Annotated in this window: 12 protein-coding genes, 1 tRNA gene and 1 pseudogene; 11 read left to right on the forward strand and 3 right to left on the reverse strand. The window is 65.4% G+C overall.

The annotated features are described in order from the left end of the window. Nucleotides 1–112: 112 nt before the first annotated feature. From AC1MB9_RS14600 to AC1MB9_RS14615, 4 genes and pseudogenes are all read left to right on the forward strand, one after another. On the forward strand, nucleotides 113–370 hold the full coding sequence (locus AC1MB9_RS14600) for a hypothetical protein (protein ID WP_479962652.1): 258 nt from the start codon (nucleotides 113–115) through the stop codon (nucleotides 368–370). 41 nt (nucleotides 371–411) lie between these two features. Continuing rightward, nucleotides 412–1,044, forward strand: a complete 633-nt coding sequence (locus tag AC1MB9_RS14605) for a flavin reductase family protein (protein ID WP_479962653.1) — start codon at nucleotides 412–414, stop codon at nucleotides 1,042–1,044. A gap of 87 nt (nucleotides 1,045–1,131) precedes the next feature. After that, a pseudogene (locus tag AC1MB9_RS14610) lies at nucleotides 1,132–1,366 on the forward strand (SDR family NAD(P)-dependent oxidoreductase); the annotation flags it as partial. A 12-nt stretch (nucleotides 1,367–1,378) separates the two neighbouring features. Next, the gene (locus AC1MB9_RS14615; protein WP_479962654.1) at nucleotides 1,379–1,687 is read left to right on the forward strand and encodes an SDR family oxidoreductase; all 309 of its coding nucleotides are present in this window, start codon (nucleotides 1,379–1,381) and stop codon (nucleotides 1,685–1,687) included. 33 nt (nucleotides 1,688–1,720) lie between these two features. On the opposite strand, the gene AC1MB9_RS14620 is transcribed toward AC1MB9_RS14615, so the two are convergent. From AC1MB9_RS14620 to AC1MB9_RS14630, 3 genes are all read right to left on the reverse strand, one after another. After that, nucleotides 1,721–3,169: an HNH endonuclease signature motif containing protein gene (locus AC1MB9_RS14620; RefSeq protein ID WP_479962655.1), complete on the reverse strand. Its 1,449-nt coding sequence runs from the start codon at nucleotides 3,167–3,169 to the stop codon at nucleotides 1,721–1,723. Nucleotides 3,170–3,321: 152 nt separating this feature from the next. Next, nucleotides 3,322–4,320: an adenosine deaminase gene (locus AC1MB9_RS14625; protein WP_479962656.1), complete on the reverse strand. Its 999-nt coding sequence runs from the start codon at nucleotides 4,318–4,320 to the stop codon at nucleotides 3,322–3,324. A gap of 187 nt (nucleotides 4,321–4,507) precedes the next feature. Beyond that, nucleotides 4,508–4,591, reverse strand: a tRNA-Leu gene (locus tag AC1MB9_RS14630). Between the two features lie 201 nt (nucleotides 4,592–4,792). On the opposite strand from AC1MB9_RS14630, the gene AC1MB9_RS14635 reads away from it, so the two are divergent. The 7 genes from AC1MB9_RS14635 (at nucleotide 4,793) to pknB (ending at nucleotide 13,631) form a co-directional block, all read left to right on the forward strand. Then, nucleotides 4,793–5,518 (forward strand): FhaA domain-containing protein, encoded by a 726-nt coding sequence (locus tag AC1MB9_RS14635; protein ID WP_479962657.1) that lies wholly within the window; start codon nucleotides 4,793–4,795, stop codon nucleotides 5,516–5,518. After that, entirely contained in the window at nucleotides 5,515–6,090 is a 576-nt protein-coding gene (locus tag AC1MB9_RS14640; protein ID WP_479962658.1) for an FHA domain-containing protein FhaB/FipA, read from the forward strand. The genes AC1MB9_RS14635 and AC1MB9_RS14640 overlap by 4 nt, the downstream gene beginning before the upstream one ends. A gap of 5 nt (nucleotides 6,091–6,095) precedes the next feature. Further along, nucleotides 6,096–7,322, forward strand: coding sequence for a PP2C family protein-serine/threonine phosphatase (locus tag AC1MB9_RS14645; RefSeq protein ID WP_479962659.1), 1,227 nt, complete (start codon nucleotides 6,096–6,098; stop codon nucleotides 7,320–7,322). After that, entirely contained in the window at nucleotides 7,309–8,706 is a 1,398-nt protein-coding gene (locus AC1MB9_RS14650) for an FtsW/RodA/SpoVE family cell cycle protein (RefSeq protein ID WP_479962660.1), read from the forward strand. The genes AC1MB9_RS14645 and AC1MB9_RS14650 overlap by 14 nt, the downstream gene beginning before the upstream one ends. After that, entirely contained in the window at nucleotides 8,706–10,157 is a 1,452-nt protein-coding gene (locus tag AC1MB9_RS14655; protein WP_479962661.1) for a peptidoglycan D,D-transpeptidase FtsI family protein, read from the forward strand. The genes AC1MB9_RS14650 and AC1MB9_RS14655 overlap by 1 nt, the downstream gene beginning before the upstream one ends. Continuing rightward, entirely contained in the window at nucleotides 10,154–11,866 is a 1,713-nt protein-coding gene (locus tag AC1MB9_RS14660) for a protein kinase domain-containing protein (protein ID WP_479962662.1), read from the forward strand. The genes AC1MB9_RS14655 and AC1MB9_RS14660 overlap by 4 nt, the downstream gene beginning before the upstream one ends. A 67-nt stretch (nucleotides 11,867–11,933) precedes the next feature. Continuing rightward, nucleotides 11,934–13,631 (forward strand): Stk1 family PASTA domain-containing Ser/Thr kinase, encoded by a 1,698-nt coding sequence (gene pknB / locus AC1MB9_RS14665; RefSeq protein ID WP_479962663.1) that lies wholly within the window; start codon nucleotides 11,934–11,936, stop codon nucleotides 13,629–13,631. Nucleotides 13,632–13,645: the final 14 nt, after the last annotated feature.

Raw genomic sequence — 13,645 nt, forward strand, 5'->3', positions numbered from 1 at the left:
GTGACGGGGTGCGTCCCTCTAGATTATGTTCTGCTTGTCAATCCCTTGAGCGGATTCGACGACGACCGTACGTTAGCAGGGTCCCGACTCAGTACGATCCGGAGGTCCACCCATGAAATTCAGAATGATCCTTCTGGTCGGCGTCGCCGCCGGCCTGGTGCTCGCGTCCAAGCGCGGTCGACGCGCTGTCACGGCTCTGTCCGAGAAGGCACAAGAGGCCTGGACCGACCCCACCTTGCAGAAGGTGATCTCGCAGACGGAGCAGAGCGCGAAGGATGCGGCGGCCGCGGCGCAGAGCAAGGTCGGTGCGCTCGTGGACCAGGCGACGGCGGCCGTGGACGCCGTCGGCCGGGACTCCGATACGGACTAGGGACCGTCACGCCGCCCCCATAGGCCGCTAGCCTGAGCACCGTGCGCACACACTTTGACCCTGCCGAGCTGCCCCCGCGCGACTTCTACCGCCTGTTGACGTCTGTGGTCGTTCCACGACCCATCGCGTGGGTCTCGAGCACCTCGGTCACCGGGGTACACAACCTTGCACCGCATTCCTTCTTCACCGTGGCTTCGGTGACTCCGCCGATCATTCAGTTCACCTCGGTAGGCGAGAAGGATACGCTGCGCAATATTCAGGCCACCGGCGATTTCGTCGTCAATTTCAGCCCGGTCAGCCTCTTCGAGGAGATCAACGCCACCGCAACCGCGTTCGACGCCGACGTGAGCGAGTTCGATCAGGCGGGTCTCACCCGCGAGCCGAGCCTCACCGTCTCGAGCCCGCGGGTGCAGGAATCCCCCTCGGTTCTGGAATGCCGGCTGCACGATACGATCCGCATGGGCGATTGCACACTTGTCTTCGGGCTGGTGACCCATGCGGCCGTCAATACCCGAGTGCTCAACGGCGACCACCCCCGCATCGACCTGCTGGATCCGCTGTCCCGGCTGGGCCTCGACGAGTGGGGCACCATGGGCGAGATCAAGCAGATCCGGCGCATCCGCACAGCGGACTGGCCACGCGACTTCCGCCCCCGCCCGCACACGCCGTCGTAGCCGGTACGGGCCGCGGAGTTCTGGCTGTGCGACAGCTTCGGCTTCTCCTTCTCCTTCTCTTGCCGTCCTCGGCACAAGGGTGAACGCATGCTGCTCAAGGGAAAGACCGTCATCGTTACGGGAGGGAACAGCGGTATCGGTGAGGCGATCGTGCTGGCTGCAGCCGCGGAGGGCGCGAACATCGTCATCGACTACATCACGAACGCCGAGGAGACCACCAGCATCATCGCCAGGATCGAGGCTGCCGGCGGCCGCGCCGTGGGTATCGACGCCGACGTCAGCAAAGTCGACGACCTGCGCCGACTCATCGCTACCGCCGTCGACGCATTCGATCGTGGCCTATTGCGTCTCCAAGGGCGGAACCCGGATGCTCACGCGCACCGCCGGAGTGGAACTCGGGCAGCACGGCATCCGTGTGGTCAATGTCGCTCCCGGCGCCGTCGCGACGCCCATCAACACCGATACCATGAACGACGCGGACAAGCTCCAGAAGCTCGACGCCGCCATTCCGCTCGGCCGCATGGCCGAGCGATCCCAGGTCGCCGAGATGGTCGTCTTCCTCGCCTCGGGCAAGTCGGGCTATATGACGGCCACGACGGTGTTCATCGACGGCGGGATCATGCAGGGCAGTGTCGGCCTGTAGCCCCTCTCGGCTGCTCGGGCGACGCGTTTCGGGCTAGGCGGTGTTGTTGGTGTGGTGGAGGGCGAGCATGAGCGGGTTCTTGCTGGGCAGGGGGATGAGGGCCTGTTGTGGGTCGATGCTGGGTGGTGGTCTGAGCCAGTAGCGGCCGTTGTCGTGCCGGATGCGCCAGCCGTCGTTGTGCAGGCGGAGGTGGTCGCGTCGGCAGAGCAGGCAGCCGAGGTCGATGTCGGTGTCACCGTGGTCGGTGGTCCATTCGTTCAGGTGATGCACCTCGGTGAATGAGGGGGGTTGGTCGCAGCCGGGCCAGAGGCAGCCGCCGTCACGCACCCCGAGGGCGATGCGTTGCTTCGGGGTGAAGAATCGGTGGGTGCGTCCGACGTCGAGGGCTCGTCCGGTGGTGTCGACGGTCACGTCGACCCAGCCGGCGTCGCAGAGTTCGCGTTGCACGGTTTGCCAGGACACCGGGGCGGGGTTGCCTTCGAGGAGGGCGTGTCCGGTCTGCTCGGTGAGCGCCTTCTGCGTCACGATCACCCGCACGGCGGGGCGGCGTCCGCCGAACACCCGGCCCGGGTCGACCTCGGCGGCCTGGTGCAGCAGGTCGGTGAACGCGTCGGCGGCGATCTGGTGCAGGGTGCGCGGGTCGGTGCGGATCCGGGCGGCCCACGCCGCCTTCTCCGGGTCGACGAACCGCACCCCGCCGCGCCGGGGGCTGGTCACGCAGTCGAAGGTGGACATCCACCATTCGCCCTGCTCCGGCGCCAGCAGCGCGTTGACGGCGACCATGCCGTCGGCGCGGCGGAACACCGTGAATCTCGTGTCGTCCCGAGCCTGCTTCTCGTGGGCGGCGATGCCGGCCTCGTCGAGTTCGTCGCGCAGCCGACGGGCCCGCTTGAACAGTTGATCCGTCGTCAGGCTCGGCGCCTCCGTCAAAACCCGGGTGAGGGCCGTGGCGAGCTTCTCGGCCGTGACGGACGCGTCGGTGTCTCCGAGGCCGCGACGGACGGCATCCGCGGCATCGACCGACAGGACGCCGGCGGTGACCGCGTGCACGAGGGGCGCCTGCCACGGAACCGGGACGACCGGCAGGTGCGCGTCCGGGTGCCGCCCGGCCTCGTGCGCGGCGTTCTCGGCCGTGGCGGTGTCGGCCATCAGGGTTCCGGCGGCGACGAGCTTGGCCGCGTCACCCCGCGTGGTGCCGGTGGCGTGCTGCACCATCGCCTCCGGCGTGACGAACCCTTGCCGCGCCGACAGGCCGTTGCCACCGAACTCGCGTCTCGACCGGGCGCTGATCGTGCCGGACAGAAACGCCGAGTACGTGTCGCTCAGCCGGCGAAGGTCAGCGATCGGCCCCCGCGCCTCCAACACCCGCTCGTCGGACAACCCCGCGAAATCCGCACTCGAAGAGCCGTACGCCGCGACCGCCGCGGCGGCCGCACGCAACTGCTCATCGAGACCATCGACGGCTTCCCGGAGGCTTTCCATACCCTCATGCTGCCACCACCCACCGACAATCCTGACGAAACCTCACCCACCCCTGAACAACTCGCGGCCACACACAACGGGGGAGGGACCAGCGCCCGTCCCTCCCCCATGGAAGGCGAGGAAACCCGCGGTCGAGCCCGCTCGGCCGAGCTTTAGCCCTGCGCCGCGAGCCAGACCGAGATCTCGTCGAGAAGCGGCGCGCGCTGAGCATCCGTGAGGAACGCCGCATGCACGGCGTTCGTCGACAGGAGGGCCATGGCGGGCGCATCCAGCCCGAAGGTCTGCTGCAGCCCGCGGAAGTTGTCGTCGAGGTAGCCGCCGAAGTAGGCCGGGTCGTCGGAGTTGATGTTCACGAGCAGGCCACGGGCCAGCATCGCCGGCAACGGGTGATCTTCCAGACGATCGACCACGCGCAGGCGCACGTTGGAGAACGGGCAGACCGTCAGGGGTATCTTGTTCTCAACGAGATGGTCCACGAGCGCGTCGTCCTCGAGGCTGCGAATGCCGTGGTCGACCCGCGATACCTTCAACAGCTCCAGGGCCTGCCACACGTACTCGGGCGGGCCCTCTTCGCCCGCGTGCGCCACGCACTGGAGTCCGTGCGCCCGTGCCAGCGCGAATACCTTGACGAAATCAATCGGCGGGTATCCCACCTCGGCCGAGTCGAGGCCGACCCCGATGATCGGCGCCTTCAGCGCGATCAGCTCGGTGAGCACGGCAAGGGCCTCAACCGCCGGTCGGTCGCGCAGGAACGCCACGATCAGAGAAGTGGAGATTCCGAATTCGGCCACGCTCTCGGCCAGCGCGCGTGACACTCCATTGACGCACGTCGCAAGGGCGATACCGCGCGAGGTGTGCGCCTGAGGGTCCATGAAGATCTCCGCGTGCCGAACGCCGGCCGCCTGCGCGCGCCGCAGGTAGGCGCGCGTGAGGTCGGTGAAGTCCTGCTCGGTCACCAGCACAGCAAGATTGGCGTAGTACAAGTTGAGGAAGGACTGCAGGTCGGTGAACTCGTACCGACGGCGCAGGTCCTCGACGTCGATATACGGCAAGCGGATGCCGTTGCGCTCGGCCAGCTGCATGATGAGCTCCGGCTCGAGGGTTCCCTCAATGTGCAGGTGCAGCTCAACCTTGGGCAGAGTGGTGATCATGGCGGGGCCTTCCGGTAGAGCTGCTGCGTGGCGAACGGCCACACACGAATGCTGCATTCGACTCTATGCGGGCACCTCGACAGGCTCCACCACAGCACAGGTCCACGACAGGGGATGTTAAAAACGAAAGGCCCCCGATTTCTCGGGGGCCTTTCCTATTCGCGTGGATTTTACATCAAACCCATTGTGCGCGAGGGGGGACTTGAACCCCCACACCCTTTCGGGCACTGGCACCTGAAGCCAGCGCGTCTACCAATTCCGCCACTCGCGCGAACTTACAGATGCTAACACTGAATTGGGGTCCGGCGCCATTCGAGCCCGCCGGCTCGGCGCGCCGCCTCGAAAGACGCCAATTAACGGCCCCGGAAGTCACGCGGGTAGAATGACGTTTCGTGCCCCCTGCGCCCTTCAGGCGGGTCACGCCCGAGACAAGTAACATGCTCATAGCCAATCGGACCGGATCGGGAGACCTGTGGGCATTCTGGATAACTTTGAGAAAGGTCTTGAGCGCGCCGTAAACGGCGCCTTCGCCAAGACCTTCAAGTCGGGACTGCAGCCCGTCGAGATCACCTCGGCGCTGCGTCGCGAGCTGGACACGAAAGCAGCGGTCGTTGCCCGTGATCGCATCCTCGCGCCCAATCGCTTCACCGTGCGGATGTCTCGCGCAGACTACGCTCGCATGACCGCCCTCGGCGACACACTGATTGACGAACTCACACAGCTGGTCAAGAAGCACGCAACCGAACAGCGGTATCAGTTCACCGGAGGGGTGTCGATCACCCTCTCCGACGACCGCAGCCTCAGCGAGGGCATGGTTCAGATCGATTCACGTACATTCAAGGGCGACGTCGCGTGGACCCCGGTCCTGGACATCTCCGGCAAACGCTACCCGCTGATCAAGTCGCGCACGGTTATCGGCCGCGGCAGCGATGCCGACATCACCGTCGACGACTCCGGCACCTCGCGACGCCACGTCGAAATAACCTGGGACGGTGCCCGGGCACAGGTCACAGACCTCGGCAGCACCAACGGCTCGCAGCTCAATGGTTCCCCGGTCACGAAGGCGATCCTGGAACCGGACTCGGTCGTCACGATCGGTCGCACACGCATCGTCTTCCGAGTGGTTGCGCAAGGCAAATCCACCGGAGACACAAACGAACGCCAGGACATGGGCGGATTCTGGGGGCCCTCAAAATGAGCGTCAGTGAACTGACCCTGTTCGTGCTGCGCATCGGCTTTCTGCTCTTGCTGTGGCTGTTCATCTTCGGCATCGTCTATGCGCTTCGCAGCGACCTCTTCGGCCAGCGCGTGCGCAAGCTGAGTGCGGATGCCGCGGCCGCGCCCACCACACCGCCCGCGTTCCAGACGCCGGTCGCCGCGGCTGTTCCCTCCGCTGCGGCCGCTGCCGCGCCCACCGAGCAGCTCTCGCGGCCGAAGGCGCCCGTCACCCCCGCTGCCACAGGCAGGGCCACCGCGCACAACACCGGGCGTCTGGTGATCACCTCGGGTCCGAAGGCAGGCACCGAGTTCCCCCTCGGAACCGACCCGATCACCATCGGTCGGTCGAGCGACTCGAGCCTCGTCATCCGCGACGACTACACGTCCACTCACCACGCCCGCCTGATGCTCTGGAACGACGAGTGGATGATCCAGGACCTCGATTCCACCAACGGCACATTCCTGGCCGGCACCCGCGTCACGGTGCCCACACCCGTTGAGCTCGGTACCACCGTCAAAATCGGCGCAACCAGCTTCGAGCTTCGGCGGTAGCTTCCATGGCAACAGTTATCCATAGCGCAGCCGCGTCCGACGTTGGCCGGGTACGCTCCAACAATCAGGACTCCGGCTATGCCGGGCGCAATCTGTTTGTGGTCGCCGACGGCATGGGCGGCCACGCCGGCGGCGACGTCGCGTCGTCGATCGCCGTGAAACGCATCATCGCGGCCGACACGGACTACGCGTCGGCCGCTGACGCCGAGTTCGCACTGCAGGCCGCCCTCATTGGAGCCAACGCCCAGCTTGCCGAGGCCGTGTTCGAGCACGCCGAGCTTACGGGAATGGGCACCACGGTCAGCGCCCTCTTCGTGCTCAACGATGAGGTCGCGATCGCCCACATCGGCGACTCGCGCATTTACCTGCTGCGTGACGGCGAGCTCTCACAGATCACCATAGACCACACGTTCGTGCAGCGACTCGTCGACAGCGGTCGCATCACCGAACAAGAGGCCATGGTGCATCCCCGCCGGTCCGTGCTGATGCGCGTGCTTGGCGACGTCGACTCCTCCCCTGAAATTGACACGTCGATCCTCGCGACGCTTCCGGGCGACCGCTGGCTGCTGTGCAGCGACGGACTCACCGGCGTGGTGTCACATTCGGCCATGGCCACGGCCCTCACGAGCGGGTTGAGCGCAGCGGATGTCGCCGACCGCCTCGTGAAGGAAAGTCTCGACGGCGGGGCGCCAGACAACGTGACGGTCGTCATTGTCGATGTCGGCGATGCCGCGGAGCGCGACGACACGCCCACCGTCGTGGGCTCTGCCGCCGCGCCCCTCGCCTTCGGCGAAGAAGTGGCGCGGCAGCGTCCCTTGCGCATTCCGGCCCTGCGCCTGCACCCCGTGCGCGAGACACACTTCGAACCGGACTCGCAGGACTACCTGTCAGAGCTCATTGAAGAAGACGCCCGCCGCGCACGACGCCGCAAGGTCACCTGGCTGGTCGCGGTGCTCCTGCTCGTGCTCGCCATCGCCAGCACCGCCGTGCTGGGCTACCAGTGGACCCAGACGCGCTACTTCGTTGGTGTCGAGGGCAGCACAGTAGCCATTTATCAGGGAATCCAGCAGGATCTCGGTCCGATCAAACTGTCCAGCGTGTACAAAGACACCGACCTTGAACTGTCCATCCTGCGCGTCTATGACCGACAGCAGGTTGAGAAGACCATCAGTGTCTCATCCATTGCGGAAGCAGAACGCATAGTCGAACGGTTATATAATGCCACCCAGTAGCAGCGCGGCGGCTCCGCAGCGTACCTCGTCGAAAGCCGACAAGGTGCGGCGGCTTCACCTGCCGCAGAAATTGCGCAATCTCGAGCTCTTCCTCATCGTCATCGCATGCGGCATCAACGCCGGCGCCGTCGTGCTCGTGCAGCTGGGCGCGCTCGGCCATATAGACACCACGCTCGTACTTCTCGGCGCGAGCCTGAGCATCCTGGTGCTCGGACTGCACGTTGTGATGCGCTTCGTGGCTCGCGACGCCGACCCGTTCATTCTGCCGATCGCCACGCTGCTTAACGGCATCGGTATCGCGATGATCTACCGCATCGACATCGCCGACGGCGCCGAGGGCTGGAGTAGCGCGGCCGTGCGGCAGACGGCCTGGAGCGGGCTCGCCATTGCCTGCGCGATTGCTGTCATCCTCGTCATTCGCAACCACCGGATCTTATTCCGTTACACGTATATAGCCGGTTTCGTCGCGGTGATCCTGCTGCTTCTGCCCCTCGTACCCGGTCTCGGACGCGAAGTGAGCGGCGCGCGGGTCTGGATCGGCGTTGGCCAATTCGCCACGTTCCAACCCGGCGAAATCGCCAAAATCGCCCTCGCCGTCTTCTTTGCCGGCTACCTCGTGCGCAACCGGGACAGCCTCTCCATGGTCGGCAAGCGCTTCATGGGCATGCACTTCCCCCGGCTGCGCGATCTCGGCCCCATCCTCGTGGTGTGGGCGCTGTCCATGTCCGTCATCATTTTCCAGCGTGACCTCGGAACCGCACTGCTCTATTTCGGCCTGTTCCTGGTGATGCTCTACCTGGCCACCGGCCGTCTCAGCTGGGTCCTGCTCGGCATGGCCCTCTTCCTCGGCGGTGCCATCCTCGCCAGCCAGACCCTGACCTACGTCAACGGTCGTTTCACGAACTGGCTCGACGCCATGAACCCGGATGTGTACAACGCGCCGGGCGGCAGCTTCCAGTTGGTGCAGGGCCTGTTCGGCCTCGCCAAGGGCGGCTTGCTCGGCACCGGCCTCGGCCAGGGCCGCCCGGATATCACCCCCGTTCCGCAGAGCGACTACATCATCGCCAGTCTTGGCGAAGAGCTCGGCCTTGCGGGGATTTTCGCCATCCTGGCCCTGTACCTGCTTTTCGTAGCCCGCGGGTTCCGAATCGGCTTCGCCGGTCAGGACGACTTCGGAAAGCTCCTCGCCGTCGGCCTGTCTTTCGTGGTTGCCCTGCAGTGCTTCATTGTGATCGGCGGGGTCACGCGCGTCATCCCGCTCACCGGCCTCACAACGCCGTTCCTGGCGGCAGGCGGATCCTCCCTCGTCGCCAACTGGATCATCGCAGCGCTCCTGCTGCGTCTGTCTGACACGGTGCGCAACCAACCCAGGCTGGTGGTCTAATGAATCGCGAACTCAAGCGGGTAAGCGTTGTGGTGATGCTGATGTTCGTCGCCCTGCTCTCCTCGACCTCGATTGTCCAGGCCTTTCAGGCCGACAATCTGTCGGCGGACGCCCGAAATACCCGAACGCTCCTCGACAGCTATTCCGTGGAACGCGGCGCCATCCTTGTCGACGGTGAGCCCATCGCGCAGTCCATGCCCGTCGACGACGACTTCAAGTTCTTGCGTACGTACAGCAACGGACCTCTCTACGCGCCCATTACGGGATTCATTCCCATCAACGGCGCCCCGACCGGCCTCGAGCATGCCCTCAACGGTGAACTCACCGGAACGTCGAACGCCCAGTTCTTCGATAAGGTCAGCTCCCTCATTACCGGAGACGACCCGAAGGGTGCGGCCGTCGAGACCACAATCGACCCCCTCACGCAGCAAGCCGCATGGGATGCCCTGGGCGACAAAACAGGCTCCGTGGTCGTGCTGGAACCGGATACGGGCCGGATTCTGGCGATGGTGTCCAAGCCGAGCTTCGACCCCAACCTGCTCAGCGTGCACAACAACACCGATGTCACCAATACCTATCAGGCGCTGCTCGACGACGCGGGCGACCCGCTGATCAACCGGGCCATCAAGAGCCTGAACCCTCCCGGGTCGGTCTTCAAGCTCGTCGTCGTGACGGCCGCTCTTGAGTCGGGCAAATTCACCGGGGAGAGCACGTTCCCCAACCCGGGGACGTTCCAGCTGCCCGGGTCGAGTGCCGTCGTGACCAACTCCGGTGGCGGCACGTGTGGGGAAGGTGAGACCGTCACGATCGCCAATGCCCTCCGGCTCTCCTGCAACATACCGATGGCCGAGCTCGGCCTACAGCTCGGCGACGAGGCGCTCCGCGAAACCGCAGAGAAGTTCGGTTTCAACGCAACGTTCACAACGCCACTCCAGTCCTCGAAGAGCAACTACCCTCAGACGCTTGACGATGCCCAGACCGCCCTGTCCTCCTTCGGGCAGACCGACGTGCGCGCCACTCCGCTGCAAATGGCGGTCGTCTCGGCCGCCATCGCCAATGGTGGTGTTGCCATGAAACCCAATCTCGTGGAAGAAATCCTGGCTCCGGACCTCAGTCCCCTGCAAAGCTTTGAACCGGAGGTCCTCAGACGCGTGATGAGCACCGAGACGGCGGCCAGCCTCACCGCAATGATGGTCAATAACGTCCAGGATGGCGCCGCGAGCAATGCAAGAATAGACGGGGTCAAAGTGGCGGGTAAAACGGGCACTGCGGAGAACGGTTCGACAGAGCCGTACACACTGTGGTTCACCGGGTTTGCCCCCGCGAACGACGCGACACACGCCATCACCGTGTTGATTGAAGACGGTGGCGGCATGGGTCAAACAGGGTTCGGCAACCTTCTTGCCGCACCGGTCGCACAAAAGGTTCTAGGGGCGGTGCTTAACAAATGAGACCCACAGCAGGGCTCACCTTCGGTGGTCGGTACGAGCTGCAGTCGCGCATCGCCATCGGCGGTATGGGCGAGGTTTGGAAGTCGACCGACCTGGTGATCGGTCGAACGGTCGCCATCAAGATTCTGAAAGACGAGTATCTCGGCGACCCCGGGTTTCTGGAGCGCTTCCGCGCCGAGGCACGGCATGCCGCACTCGTCAATCACGAAGGAATCGCGAACGTCTTTGACTATGGCGAGGAAGACGGCAGCGCCTTCCTCGTCATGGAGCTCGTCCCCGGTGAGGCCCTGTCCACCATCCTCGAGCGAGAGCACGTGCTCCCTGCCGACAAGGTGCTCGACTTCGTGGCGCAAACGTCCCTCGCGCTGCACGCAGCACACGCGGCCGGCCTCGTTCACCGCGACATCAAGCCGGGAAACCTGCTGATCACGCCCGAGGGCCGCGTCAAAATCACCGACTTCGGGATTGCCCGAATCGCCGATCAGGTTCCCCTCACGGCGACCGGCCAGGTGATGGGCACGGTGCAATACCTCTCGCCCGAACAGGCGAGCGGTCACCCCGCCTCCCCCACGACCGACATCTACTCGATCGGCATCGTCGCCTACGAATCGCTCGCCGGTCGGCGCCCGTTCACCGGTGAGTCGCAGGTCGCCATCGCCATGGCGCAGATCAATGAAACCGCGCCGGATCTTCCGGCCACGGTTTCGGAGCCGATCCGCAACCTCGTTTTCGCGTGCCTGTCGAAGAACCCGGCCGAGCGTCCGGCTTCCGCCGCTCACCTGGCTCGGGCGGCCTCCGCACTGCGTCGCGGAGACGTTGCCGCCGCAGCCGTGGCCGTGCCCGGAGTGCTCGGCGAGGCAACACTGACCGCCGCCACGATGCTCATGCCCGGCGGCAACGACCAGGCCACAACAATGCTTCCTTCGGCAACGCCGGGCACCCGCGCCGGTGCCGTCGCGCCGGCCCCGGATCCGAAGAAGAAGAACCCCTGGTCATGGTCTCTGATCGCCCTGATCGTGGTTCTCGCGCTCGTCCTGGCCGGCGCCGTGTACGCGCTTGTGACCCAGGACAACACCCCGGCTCCGACGCCGACGTCGACGTCGGAGACACCCACACCGCCGACCACGCCGTCGTCTACTCCCACGACAACACCAACGCCCAGCGAAACACCCACGACTACCCGGGTCAACGTGAATCTTGCCGACTTCGAGGGACTCACGAGCGACGAGGCCCGACAGAAGTTGGACGGCATGGAGCTGGTCGCCAATGTGCAGGACGGCAACGCGTCCACCTCACCGGAGCAGGTCGTGGGAACCGTGTACTCGGTCAACCCCACCGGTTCCGTACTGCCCGGAACCGAGATTCTCGTGAAGGTCTACGCGGCCGCGGCGACCCCCACGACACCCTCAAGCCCCCCGACGGCCTCGCCCAACCCTGTGGCGCCCGCCACCGAGGTGACCGTCTCCTGGGCCGCCCAAAGCTGCCCGAGCGGCCAAACGTTGTCCGGCTACCGAGTCATCGTCGACGGTGGCGCGACCGTGACCGGAGCGAATCCGACCGCGGCCGACGCCACGAGCATCAAGGTCATGTCCGGTCCGGCCACCGGCGCTGCCCAGTTCAAGGTCTCGTACACCTATTTCTGCGGCCAGGTCGAGTCGGACGCCTCGCCGGCCGCGACGGTTGTCGTGACGGGCGCCAGCGGCGGATAGCAACCGGCCGGCCGCAGACCCGGTAAAATAATGATCGTTGTGTCCACCGAGCTCGGGAGTTTACGCATTGAGTGATGACGGTCGTTTGCTAGCTGGTCGCTATCGCGTGGGTTCCCTTCTTGGTCGTGGCGGCATGTCCGACGTGCACATCGGCACGGATTCCCGCCTGGGGCGCACGGTCGCCATCAAGCTGCTCAAGTCGTCGCTGGCCGCAGACCCGGCCTTCCGTACCCGTTTTCGCCAGGAGGCCCAGGCCGCGGCGCGGATGGCACACCCCACGATCGTGCGCGTCTTCGACGCCGGCGAAGAAACAGTCACCGACGAACGCGGCTCGGTCTCCCAGATTCCCTTCATCGTGATGGAACACGTCGACGGACGTCTCCTCAAAGACATCATTCGCGAGGGACCAATTGATCCCGTGGAGGCCGTGCGCATCATCGACGGTGTCCTCACGGCACTGGAGTATTCACACCGTGCGGGTGTGGTGCACCGCGACATCAAGCCGGGCAACATCATGATCACCAAGTCCGGCCAGGTCAAGGTCATGGACTTCGGTATCGCCCGTGCCATCTCGGACTCCTCCACGACTGTGGCGCAGACCACCGCCATCCTCGGCACCGCATCGTATTTCTCGCCCGAGCAGGCAAAGGGCGAGTCCGTCGACGCCCGTACCGACCTCTACTCGACCGGTGTTGTGCTCTTTGAGATGCTCACCGGGCGCGCCCCCTTCCGCGGCGACACCCCGGTCGCTGTTGCGTACCAGCATGTGAGCGAAGAGCCGGCCAAGCCGTCTGCCCTCAACCCCCATGTTTCCCCGGCCCTCGACCACGTCGTGGCACATGCCCTCGCGAAGGACCGCTTTGCTCGCTACCAGAGTGCGGTCGAATTCCGCGCTGATGTGTCGACGGCCGGTCAGGGTCATATTCCCACCGGTCGGCCCCTCGAGGAGGCCGGCGGGGGCCTGTTCGGCGCCGCTCCCAGCCCAGAGTCCGGTTCCGTGCTGGCCATCAAGCAGCTCAGTGAAGACCAAACGATGGTGCGCACCCAGCGGCGTCCGCCGGTCATCTGGGTCTGGGCCGGCATCGTCGCGGTCATCGTCATCGTGGTGTCCGTGATGTTCTGGGTGTACACGCTCAAGCCGTCCACCGAGATCCCCGACAATTCTCGCCGTATACCGACGCTGACGAGCCAGACCTACGACGAGGCCCAGAATCGCCTGCTGGACCTCGACCTTGCCGCGACCAGGGCCGAGGAGAGCAGCCCCACCGTACCCGCCGGAGAAGTGACTCGCACGGTTCCCCCCGCGGGCACCGTGGTTCAGCCTGCCGAGGTGATCAAGGTTTTCGTGTCCACGGGCGCTGTCCCGGTGACCGTACCCAATGTGATTAACCAGCCGATATCGGATGCCCAGGCCGCGATCGAGGCCACCGGGCTCGTGTCCGGCTCGGTCACCAGGGAGAACTCCCCCACGGTGGCCACGGACGTGGTGATGAGCACCAACCCGGAGCCCGAAAGCATCGAAGCCGCCGGGGTGCCGGTGAATTTCGTCGTGTCGAGCGGACTCGTCACGCTCGGGGACCTGACCGGCCAGTCTCTCACTGCTGCATCCGACCTGCTGGCCGGCGAAACCCTGCGACTGGTGGCTAAACAAAGCCCCGACTACGCCTGTGACCAGGAGCGAGGCTCCCCCGTGACGAGTCAGTCTCTCGCCGCGGGCGACGTTCCCCAGAACTCTGAGGTCACGCTCACGTACTGCGCCGGCTGACACGCGGCAGCCAC

It is taken from the genome of Cryobacterium sp. AP27 (assembly GCF_056680495.1).